Annotated in this window: 8 protein-coding genes and 1 pseudogene; 8 read left to right on the top strand and 1 reads right to left on the bottom strand. The window is 63.4% G+C overall.

Going from position 1 to position 8,588, the window contains the following annotated elements; translation table 11 throughout:
* The 4 genes and pseudogenes from AC1DX0_RS26175 to AC1DX0_RS26160 all read left to right on the top strand — a co-directional run.
* Positions 1 to 625, top strand: a pseudogene (locus AC1DX0_RS26175) (MATE family efflux transporter); the annotation flags it as partial.
* A 3-nt stretch (positions 626 to 628) separates the two neighbouring features.
* Positions 629 to 1,873 (top strand): GNAT family N-acetyltransferase, encoded by a 1,245-nt coding sequence (locus AC1DX0_RS26170; protein ID WP_477224603.1) that lies wholly within the window; start codon positions 629 to 631, stop codon positions 1,871 to 1,873.
* A 16-nt stretch (positions 1,874 to 1,889) separates the two neighbouring features.
* A complete protein-coding gene (locus AC1DX0_RS26165) occupies positions 1,890 to 3,101 on the top strand; it encodes a GNAT family N-acetyltransferase (protein ID WP_477357340.1) in 1,212 nt (403 codons plus the stop codon).
* 102 nt (positions 3,102 to 3,203) lie between these two features.
* Positions 3,204 to 3,512 carry an EthD family reductase gene (locus AC1DX0_RS26160; RefSeq protein ID WP_477224601.1) on the top strand — a complete coding sequence of 103 codons (309 nt, stop codon included), beginning with the start codon at positions 3,204 to 3,206 and terminating at the stop codon, positions 3,510 to 3,512.
* 174 nt (positions 3,513 to 3,686) lie between these two features.
* Here the strand turns inward: AC1DX0_RS26160 and AC1DX0_RS26155 are convergent, their stop codons facing one another.
* On the bottom strand, positions 3,687 to 3,998 hold the full coding sequence (locus AC1DX0_RS26155) for an EthD family reductase (RefSeq protein ID WP_477224600.1): 312 nt from the start codon (positions 3,996 to 3,998) through the stop codon (positions 3,687 to 3,689).
* Positions 3,999 to 4,437: 439 nt separating this feature from the next.
* Here AC1DX0_RS26155 and AC1DX0_RS26150 point away from each other — a divergent pair, with 439 nt between their 5' ends.
* From AC1DX0_RS26150 to ku, 4 genes are all read left to right on the top strand, one after another.
* Entirely contained in the window at positions 4,438 to 4,614 is a 177-nt protein-coding gene (locus AC1DX0_RS26150; protein WP_477224599.1) for a Flp family type IVb pilin, read from the top strand.
* A 122-nt stretch (positions 4,615 to 4,736) separates the two neighbouring features.
* The gene (locus AC1DX0_RS26145; protein WP_477224608.1) at positions 4,737 to 4,961 is read left to right on the top strand and encodes a hypothetical protein; all 225 of its coding nucleotides are present in this window, start codon (positions 4,737 to 4,739) and stop codon (positions 4,959 to 4,961) included.
* 265 nt (positions 4,962 to 5,226) lie between these two features.
* Positions 5,227 to 7,719 carry a DNA ligase D gene (gene ligD / locus AC1DX0_RS26140; RefSeq protein ID WP_477357338.1) on the top strand — a complete coding sequence of 831 codons (2,493 nt, stop codon included), beginning with the start codon at positions 5,227 to 5,229 and terminating at the stop codon, positions 7,717 to 7,719.
* A gap of 231 nt (positions 7,720 to 7,950) precedes the next feature.
* On the top strand, positions 7,951 to 8,588 hold a 638-nt coding region (ku, locus tag AC1DX0_RS26135), incomplete at its 3' end, for a non-homologous end joining protein Ku (RefSeq protein WP_477357337.1).

Raw genomic sequence — 8,588 nt, 5'->3', positions numbered from 1 at the left:
GGGGCAATGCCTGGCGCTGCTGGTCGCGGGCATTGCCGGGCCTGCCGCCTATGCACCGCTGGCGGCGGTGATCGTGCTGTTCGCACCGCTGCGCATCATCAGCCTTGCTTTCGTGAACATGACGCAGCCGGAGCTCGCCAAACTGATGCGGCTGGGCGAAACGCGCCGCGTCTGGGCGCAGGCGAAGATCTGGTCGGTGGTCATGGGGCTCGGCGGCCTGGCCTATGGCTGCGCCATCCTGTTCGTTCTGCCGATGATCAAATCCCAGGCTCTCCAGGATGCCTCGGTTGGGTTCATCGGGCTTTTCGTGACGGTGAATTTTATCCCGATCATGCTCTACATCATGCCCCGCATCGTGCTCGAGATCCTCGGCGATTTCCGGATCGTGGCCTTCATCACCTTGGGCGGCGCGATCGTCGGGCTGGCGCTGATCGCGATCCTGCTGGCAATCGCGTCCCCGCCCTGGGCGCTGCTGGGTTCGGCGGTCTCCGAGACCTTCGTGCTCGCGGCATCATGGTATTTCGTGCATCACCGCATGTGGAACATCGAGCACCCGGACCAGCAGCGTAACAGCCGCCTGGGCTCCTGGCGGCGGGCGGTCACGTTCGCCGCGGCAAGACGATAGGAGATGGATTTGGCAGGCCAGGCAATGCAAATTGCTGCGGTGGACGGCTTGCCCGAAGGGGAAGCCTCCCATCCTGTGACCGTTCCCGCGAACGACGCCTACACGGCGCGATTGCACACAAGTCTCGAAGCGGTCAGACCACTCTGGCTGCGCTTCCAGGAAAGCGGTGTGTGCACCGGTCACCAGAATTATGCGTGGGCAGAGGGGATCGTCGCGGGGCTGATGCCGCAAGGTGCCGAACCGCTCATCGTCGAGGTGAACGACGCCACGACGGGCGAACCCAGGATGCTGGTGCCGCTGATGCGCCGGCCGGCATTCGGCCATCGGGTGATCGAATGGCTGAGCTGTGGCGTCAGTGACTATTCGGCACCGCTGCTGGCCGATGCGAGGCCGTGGACCACACAATCCGCACAGGCCGCATGGGCCGCGGTGCGCTCCGTGCTGCCGCCGGCGGACCGGTTCCACATTACGGGGATTCCACCGGAGATCAACGGCGTCGCCAATCCGCTTGCCTTGCTCGCGGCGACGCGCGATTCCCTCCAGACCACTTTCGGCCTCGCCATTGACGGCGATCCGGACACGGTCCTCAAGCGCTTGTGCAAGCCCTCCTTCGTCAAGGAATTCGGCAAGGACTGGCGCCGGCTCGAACGGCTCGGCGATGTGGAACTGGTCGAGGCCGGCACGCCGGCCGAGGTGGAGCGTATCTTCGGCGAACTGGTCCGGATGCGGCTCAGCCGCTTTCGCGAGCTTGGCCGCTTCGACCTGCTGACGCAGGAAAAAGTCGTCGATTTCTACCGCAACGCCGCTGTTCGCGGCCTTTCGGACGGAGCGGTGCGGCTGTTCGGGCTGCGCGTGGCCGAGGCTCTGATCGCGGTCCAGTATCTTCTGGTTCATCAAGACACTGTTCATGCTCTGCTGATAGCTATGGACCAGAGCGTCGTGCCCAATGTCTCACCGGGACTTGCGATCATGGGCAGGTTGATGAGCTGGGCACGCGAGCGGGGCTTTGGCTATTTCGACCTGTCGGTCGGCAACCAGAGTTACAAGGCAAATATGGGCGCCAAGGGTTCGGTGCTGGTCGAACTCTGCCACGGCTACACGATGCGAGGCAAAGTGGTGAGCACCGGCATCGATGTCCGCAACCGGACCGAGGCCTTCGTGCGCTCCAACCCCCGGCTGCTCAATGCGGCCCAGGGACTGATGCGGGGTTTGCGGCGTTCGCGTGGAGGACGTTCAAGGCAGGCCTGAACGACGGGAGACGTAGGTGGCAGGCCAGGCAATGCGAATAGCTGAGGTGGTGGATGTACAGGGCCAACCACTGTCCCCGGCTGTTGCTGTCGCGCGCTACAAAGCGCGGCTGCACACCAGCTTCGACACCGCAAAGCCCCTCTGGTTGCGCCTCGAGGAGACCGGCCTGTGCACCGGCCACCAGGGCTTTGCCTGGGTGGAAGGGATCGCCAAACGGCTGATGCCCGAAAACGCGGAGCTGCTCGTCGTCGAGGTCAACGATGCCGCCACGGGTGCGCCGGTCATGCTGCTGCCGCTGATGCGCCGCCGTGCTCGGGGCCATTACGTGATCGAATGGCTGAGCGGCGGCGTGTGCGACTACGCGGCGCCGCTGCTGGCCGATGCGAGACCCTGGACTAGGCAGAGCGCCGACGACGCCTGGGCGGCGGTGCGCGCCGTGCTGCCGCCGACGGACCGCTTCCACATCGCGGGAATCCCGCAACAGATTCACGGCGTCGACAATCCGCTGGCGCTGCTTTCGGCGGCGCGCGACTCCATCCAGATCGCCTCGAGCCTGGCCCTGGACGGCAATCCGGAGACGCTGATCAAGCGCGTCTGCAAATCGTCCTTCGCCAAGAATTTCCACAAGCACTGCCGCCGCTTCGAACAGCTGGGCAAGCTCGATCTGGTCGAAGCCGAGACGCCTGAATTGGTGGAGCAGCAGTTCGCCACGCTTCTGGAGCTAAGGCTCAACCGCTTCCGCGAGCTCGGGCGTTTCGACCTCCTGACGCAGGCGCCGGTCGTCGAATTCTACCGCAACGCCGCCCTGCAAGGCCTGTCCGACGGCTCGGTGCGGCTGTTCGGGCTGCGTGMCGGTGAAGCCTATCTCGCCGTCATCTACGTGCTGGTCATGAAGGGCACCTTGCACGCGCTTCTGCTCGGGATCGACCAGGACGCGGTTCCCAACGTCTCGCCGGGCCTGACGACGATCGGCAAGCTGATGGTGTGGGCGCGCGAGCAGGGGCTTGGTTATTTCGACCTGTCGGTCGGCAGCCAGGGCTACAAGCAGCATATCGGCGCTTCGAGCGCGGTGCTGGCCGAGGTGTGCGAGGCGGTGACGCTGAAGGGCAGGGGTTCGACCGCCTATATCAAACTGCGCGGGAAGGCCGAGCTTTTCGTGCGCTCGAAGCCCGGGCTGTACAAGGCGGTTCAGGGCGTGATGCGCCGGTTGCGGCGATTGAAGAACTGAGGCTGCCGTCCATGCTCCTTTGCCTTAGCAGGGAAGGGCGGATTGACAAGCTCCCGGCAAAGTCATCACGCTCCTGCAGCGCAACGATTTCGGGAGGCAATGATGGCAAGCCTGGTGGTGATGTACGGCACGCCTGGGGATCCTGCGGCATTCGATGCCTATTATCGCGAAAAGCACATTCCGCTGGCCAAGACCATTCCGGGATTGCGGCGCTACGAAATCAGCCGCGGCCCTGTCATGACGCCGGCGGGACCAGCGAAGGTCTATCTGATCGCCACCTTGCAGTTCGACGACCTGGCCGCCATCCAGAATGCATTCGCCAGTGCCGAGGGGCAGGCGGCTGCAGCCGATCTGCAGATCTTCGCGACGGGTGGCGCCGATATGCTGATCTTCGAGAGCGAGGCTGTCTGAGACGAGGGCCGCTCGGCCGTGGCGTTCTCGCCGAGATATTTCAGCCGCGGCTTGACGGCGCTAGCGCTCCCGTCCACGTTCTGACATCAGACAGTCGTTCGACGTGACCATCAAACCCGCCGCCCCAAGACGGCGGGTTTTTCTGCCCCTGAGGCCTGCCCGCGAATTAACGATTCACATCGCCTCGGAATCGAAAAGCAGCATCGTCACACGGTCGTCAGGCGCGTATTTGCGACGGTCGACGGCGCAGGCCTTGCCGATCTCGCTGGCAAAGGCCGCACGCATGGCGTCCAGGCTGTCGAAATAGAGGGTCGCCACGATGTAAGGTGTCTCGCCTGGTAGCATGTTCACGATCGGCTGTTTGCTGACATCGTAGCGCTGCAGCCCGGGAAGCTGTTTTGCGAGCGGCAGATGGATGTCGAAATAGTGCGGCTCGAAGGCCGCCGGATCGGCGGGGTTTTTGTAGATGACAAGCATCTTGGCCATGATGGTGCTCCCTGTCGTTTGACCTGATCGCGCCTCGTCGGCGCTGGATCAATGTCGTTCGCCGGGAGCGGATTTCGACATGGGGGTTCGCGAGCCCAGTAAAAAGGGCCCGGCGCCTGAAGATGTTTCGCGCCTGCCAAAGGCCAAACCCGTGGGTGCATTTGGCACTTGATCCATGTCAAAGCGGATCGGCGTCGATGCGCCTATCTGGTCCGCTGTCTTGGGAAGGACACAAGGCGGGTGGGCGGTTCCAGACCGGCAAGCTGAAAACAGCTCCGGCCTGGGCCGCCTGCAACCAAGCCGTGTCCGTTGAGCGGATGCTTCATGTTTTGATTCAGCTCCGCGCGCAAGCACCCTCAAAAGGCTGGCAAAATTTAACCGAACCGCAACTCGCGGTGTCTATAGGGTTGTGCGAGGGATCAGAAACCAGGGGCTAGAAATGCCAGCAATCGTTTCCCGTTTCATGCGGGATGAAACYGGCGCSACSGCCATCGAATATGGCCTGATCGCCGCCCTCATCGCGCTTGCCATCATCACCGGCGCCGGCGCGCTCGGCAATGCGATCAATGCCAAGTTCACGACGATCGGCACAAAGGTCACCAGCAGCGGATCGTAAGCCGCGCGGCCGACCCGTTGTCCGCGAAATTGACAGGACAGCGTGTCTCCGTCATCCTTGAGACCAGTCGCCAGGCCGTGGAAGCGGCCATGTTGCGTGTCAGGGCGACCGAGGGCAGCGTCATGTTCAGTCCCGTCATCGGCCAGAATGCCAAGCGCGCAGCGGTTCGCAAGGCGCTCGACAACCACAAGGTCTACATCACCGCCCAAAGCTTTTCGGACGGTGCCTACCAGGCACGCGTGCTGGTCGACGGCGAGGCCTACTGGGTGGATGAGTTCCGTCTGAGCCAGCTGCAACAGGGGTTGACCCCGGCCGAGCTTGAGCTGACGCCGGCTGCCGACGATTGAGCGTGGCCGCTGTTTCTTCGCATTGCGCTGGGAAATCTGAAATGCTGGCGGGACAGCACCCCCCTCTGTCCTGCCGGACATCTCCCCCGCAAGGGGGGAGATTGGCCGCTTGGTTGGCAGCACGTCACTTTCAACATCGGCGATTGGCGAAAGCCGAAATGACATCCGATCTCCCCCCTTGCGGGGGAGATGTCCGGCAGGACAGAGGGGGGTGTGACGGAACGCGGCGCTGGGAAAGCGCATCCGCATCCGCCACCGCCTGACCATGACCACCCCGCCAAAACTCAAAACCTATCGCGCCAAGCGTGAGTTCTCGAAAACGCCCGAACCCGCCGGCGGCCTCATTTCCGCCGACGGCAACCGCTTCGTCGTCCACAAGCACCACGCCACAGCGGATCATTATGATCTGCGCCTGCAGGTCGGCGAGGTGCTGAAGAGCTGGGCGGTGCCGCGCGGGCCTTCGCTCAACCCGGCCGACAAAAGGCTGGCGGTCGAGACCGAGGACCATCCACTCGAATATATCGACTTCGAGGGCGTCATTCCCGAGGGCGAGTATGGCGGCGGGCCGATGATCGTCTGGGACACCGGCACCTGGGCGCCGATGGACGATGTCGAGAAGAGCCTGCGCACTGGCGCCTTCAAGTTTCGCCTCGCCGGCGAAAAACTCAATGGCGGCTGGATGCTGACCCGCCTGAAGCCCAAGCCCGGCGAGGACGCGGAGAAAAAGAACTGGCTGCTGTTCAAGGAGCGCGATCTCGCCGCCGACACGGCGCTGAACATTCTGGAAGCGCGGCCGGAAAGCGTGAAGTCCGGTTTGCGCATCGAAGAACTGGCGGCCGCCACGAAACCGTCAGCGAAGTCCGCGCCAAAGCCGGGTTCCTTGAAACCCGGCACGCTGCCGGGCGCGGTGAAGGCGCCGGCGCTCAGCCGTATTGAACCGCAGCTGGCGACGCAGGTGCCAAACCCGCCGGGCGGCGAAGGGCCTGCCGAAAACACCAACGAGCTCTGGCTGCACGAGATCAAATTCGACGGCTACCGCACCATGGCGCATGTCTCCAATGGCGAGGTGCGGCTGATCACCCGAGGCGGCATCGACTGGACGAAGCGCTATGGCGACCTGCCGCATGCTTTCGCAAAACTGCCGTGCCGCGAGGCGATCATCGACGGCGAGATCATGGTGCTGGATGCGAAGGGCATCAGCCGCTTCGCGCTGCTGCAGGATGCGCTGGCCGAGGGCGCCGGCAGCAAGCTGCATTTCTATGCCTTCGACTTGCTGCATCTCGATGGCTGGGACCTGATGAAGACGCCGCTGATCCGGCGCAAGGCGCTGCTGGCGGAACTGCTTGGCGGCCTCGGCGCCAACTCCGCCATCCAGTTCTCCGACCATGTCGAGGGCTCGGGGCAGGGGCTTTACGACCAGGCGACGGAGCTCGGGCTCGAAGGCGTCGTCTCCAAACGCGCCACCGCGATCTACCAGAGCGGCCGCACCAAGAGCTGGACCAAGTGCAAGGCGCTGCAGAAGGACGATTTCGTCATCGCCGGTTACACGATCTCGCAAGCGGCGGAAGGGCTGGCTGCCCTTGGCATGGCCGAGTGGGAGGACGGCGAACTGCATTATCGCGGCAAGGTCGGCACCGGTTTCGATGCCGCGACCGCGGCCGACCTGCTCGCCCGGCTGGAGCCGCTGACATCGGGCGCGACCSCRCCCGAAGGCGTGCCRCGCGAAATCATGCGCGAGATGCACTGGGTGAAACCGYTGTTTTCSGCGCGYATCCAYTATGCCAACCGYACCGCCGACAAYKCGCTGCGCCATGGCGTGTTTCGCGGYYTSMGSGATGTCGGSCTGTCGACGCCGGTCKCGSCMAARCGCAAGCGGCTGATCTCGGAGGCCGATCTTGCCACCATCTGGGTGACCAATCCGGAGCGGCGGCTGTTCGGCAAGACCGGGCCGACCAAGCTCGACATCGCCGTCTACTACGCACTGGTCGGCGATTTCATGCTGCCGCACATCCTTGGCCGCCCGGTGTCGCTGGTGCGCTGCCCGACCGGCCTGCCAAAAGACTGTTTCTTCCAGCGCCAYGCCTTCACCGGCATGCCGCCTTCGGTGGTGACCTTCGAGACGATGAATTCCGAGGGCGAGACCAAATCCTTCCTGTCGGTCGAAGGCGCCAAGGGTTTTCTGGCGCTGGCGCAGTTCGGCGTCGTCGAGTTCCACACCTGGGGCACGCACCGCACCAGCCTCGACAAGCCTGACCAGATCGTCTTCGACCTCGACCCGGGCGAGGGGATTTCGTGGCGCGAGGTGGTCGAGGCCGCGGTGCATATCAAGGGCGAACTGGAGGGGCTGGGGTTGGTGCCGTTCGCAAAAACCTCCGGCGGCAATGGCATCCACATCACGGTGCCGGTTACATCAAAGCAGAACTGGAAGAAGCTGCATCAGGCGACCAGCGCCATATCAACCCATCTGGCGGCGACCGCGCCCGACACTTTCACCACCACCATGGGCAAGGACAACCGCAAGAGGCGCATCTTCATCGACTATCACCGCAACGCGCGCGGCCACACATCGGCGGCGCCCTATTCGCTGCGCGCCCGCACCAATCTGCCGGCCTCGACGCCGGTGAGCTGGAGCGATCTGGAGACGATCGATGCGCCGCAGGATCTGAACTACTCGTCGCTGCCGGGGCTGCTGGAGACTTCGGGCGATCCCTGGGCGGAGATCGAGGAATTTGCGCGGGATTTGCCGGTGTTCAAATAAGCTTGGGTTCCTCGCCCCCACTCCCGTGGGGGCGAGGAACTGGCGCTCCGCCATCGACGCTTCCGACAATTTGAATTATTCTCTCCCAACGACCTCAAAAGCGTAGCGGAAGATTTCGTCAGGGATTTGCCTGTATCTTTGGCGTCGGTGTAGGATTTGCGCGGCCTTGATCGTCCTTCGGACGAAAAGCGCTGCAGTCAATGTCAGTGCATGGCCGCGTAGGAGTGTATCATGGCGCCAAGGGCAAGTTGGAAGGGTTATCTCAAGCTCAGCCTCGTCAGCTGTCCGGTGCGGCTATACCCCGCAACGACGACCAGCGAGCGCATCTCGTTCAATCAACTGCACAAGAAGACCCACAACCGCATCAACATGAAGCCGGTCGATCCGGAACTCGGGCTTGTCGAGCGCTCGGACCTGGTCAAGGGTTACGAGTATGAGGACAAGCAGTACATCATCATCGATGACGCCGACCTCGACGCGGTGCGCATCGAATCCAACCACACGATGAACATCGAGGCCTTCGTCGATGAGGGCGAGGTCGATGTCATCTACCAGGATGCGCCCTACTACATGGCGCCGGATGGGGCGATGGCCGAAGAGACCTTCGCTGTGCTGCGCGAAGCGATGCGCAAATCCGGCAAGCTGGCGATCGCCCGGCTGGTGCTGTCCAGCCGTGAGCGCATCGTGACGATCGGCGCGCGCGAGAACGGCATGTTCGTGTGCACCTTGAGGAACCCGAACGAAGTGCGCGGCACGGTTGAGTATTTCGGCAACATTCCTGCCGGCAAACCCGATCAGGAGATGCTTGAGCTCGCCGAAGCGCTGATCAAGCAGAAGGAAACCACCTTCGATCCGAAGAACTACGAGGA

The organism is Mesorhizobium sp. P3_A9 (assembly GCF_056402975.1).
The sequence above is the reverse complement of the archived record's forward strand: the minus strand, read 5'-3'. Positions and strand labels throughout refer to the sequence as shown.